The sequence below is a fragment of the Nonomuraea sp. NPDC003804 genome (genome assembly GCF_040610675.1).
In the GTDB taxonomy this organism is placed as follows: Bacteria; Actinomycetota; Actinomycetes; order Streptosporangiales; family Streptosporangiaceae; genus Nonomuraea.
In genome coordinates this window covers 1-1,092 of the sequence record NZ_JBEXMT010000129.1, presented here as the reverse complement: position 1 = coordinate 1,092, position 1,092 = coordinate 1, and the positions used below count along the sequence as shown (strand labels likewise).

The following is a 1,092-nucleotide window of genomic DNA, read 5'->3' as shown; positions in this document are numbered from 1 at the left end:
AAAAGCTTTGAGGTCAAGTCCTCGGCCTATTAGTACCGGTCAGCTCCACACGTTACCGCGCTTCCACCTCCGGCCTATCAACCCCATCGTCTATAGGGAGCCTTACCCACTCTCGTGGTGGGAGACCTCATCTCAAGGCGAGCTTCCCGCTTAGATGCTTTCAGCGGTTATCCCTTCCGAACGTAGCCAACCAGCCGTGCACCTGGCGGTACAACTGGCACACCAGAGGTTCGTCCGTCCCGGTCCTCTCGTACTAGGGACAGCCCCTTTCAAGTCTCCTGCGCGCGCAGCGGATAGGGACCGAACTGTCTCGCGACGTTCTAAACCCAGCTCGCGTACCGCTTTAATGGGCGAACAGCCCAACCCTTGGGACCTACTCCAGCCCCAGGATGCGACGAGCCGACATCGAGGTGCCAAACCATCCCGTCGATATGGACTCTTGGGGAAGATCAGCCTGTTATCCCCGGGGTACCTTTTAGCCGTTGAGCGACGGCGCTTCCACATGCCACCGCCGGATCACTAGTCCCAGCTTTCGCTCCTGCTCGACCCGTCAGTCTCACAGTCAAGCTCCCTTGTGCACTTACACTCGACACCTGATTGCCAACCAGGCTGAGGGAACCTTTGGGCGCCTCCGTTACCCTTTAGGAGGCAACCGCCCCAGTTAAACTACCCACCAGACACTGTCCCCGATCCGGATCACGGACCAGAGTTAGACGTTCAAAACGACCAGAGTGGTATTTCACCAATGACTCCACCCGAACTAGCGTCCGAGCTTCCCAGTCTCCCACCTATCCTACACAAGACGCTCCAAACGCCAATGTCAAGCTGTAGTGAAGGTCCCGGGGTCTTTCCGTCCTGCTGCGCGTAACGAGCATCTTTACTCGTAGTGCAATTTCGCCGGGTCTGCGGTTGAGACAGCGGGGAAGTCGTTACGCCATTCGTGCAGGTCGGAACTTACCCGACAAGGAATTTCGCTACCTTAGGATGGTTATAGTTACCACCGCCGTTTACCGGCGCTTAAGTTCTCACCTTCGCCAACTTGCGCTGGCTAAGCGGTCCCCTTAACGTTCCGGCACCGGGCAGGCGTCAGTC

1 rRNA gene is annotated in these 1,092 nt (G+C 57.6%); it reads right to left on the bottom strand.

Annotation, left to right across the window (positions count from 1 at the left end):
* Nucleotides 1–9: 9 nt before the first annotated feature.
* Nucleotides 10–1,092: ribosomal RNA gene (locus ABZX22_RS45260) — 23S ribosomal RNA — on the bottom strand; the annotation flags it as partial.